1 pseudogene is annotated in these 581 nt (G+C 64.4%); it reads left to right on the top strand.

The annotated features are described in order from the left end of the window. Positions 1-581: pseudogene (locus AC1D1M_RS31455) on the top strand (sugar-binding protein); the annotation flags it as partial.

Here is a 581-nt window from a genome sequence, read left to right as displayed (position 1 = left end):
GCTACGTCCTGATGCCGCCGCTCAAGGGCACGCCCCAGGACGCCAGCAGCGACTGGCTGGTGCTGACCGATGAAACCCTGTACCAGGTCGACGGCAGCCAGGAAACGCTGCTGCAACACAGCGCCTACCAGACCTTCAACGACCCCGACGATGGGCTGCTGCACGGCCGGCGCCAGCGGCAGGCGATCACCCTCAACGGCCTGACCACCACCACCGATTACGCCTACGAAAAGCTCAACAGCACCTTCGTCGGCGAAACCGTGCTGCAGACCACCGAGACCCTGACCGGTTTCGATCACGGCGTGGACGGCAAGCACACGCAAAAAACCATCACCCGCGAAGACTCGCTGCTGCACGGCCAGCCGCTGCTGACCCACGACGACAACGACGTGCGCATTCGCTACACCTACGATGCCTTGCAGCGGGTGTTGAGCGAAACCGTGGCCCCCGGCGATCCGCTGTACGAAGCCACGCGCAATTACCGTTACACCCTGACCAACGCCGATGGGCAACAGGCCAGCCAGATCGCCATCGACGTCAAGGGCGTGCAGACCCGCAGCCAGACCCGCAGCCTGTTCGAC

It is taken from the genome of Pseudomonas sp. P1_F7 (assembly GCF_056405655.1).
The sequence above is the reverse complement of the archived record's forward strand: the minus strand, read 5'-3'. Positions and strand labels throughout refer to the sequence as shown.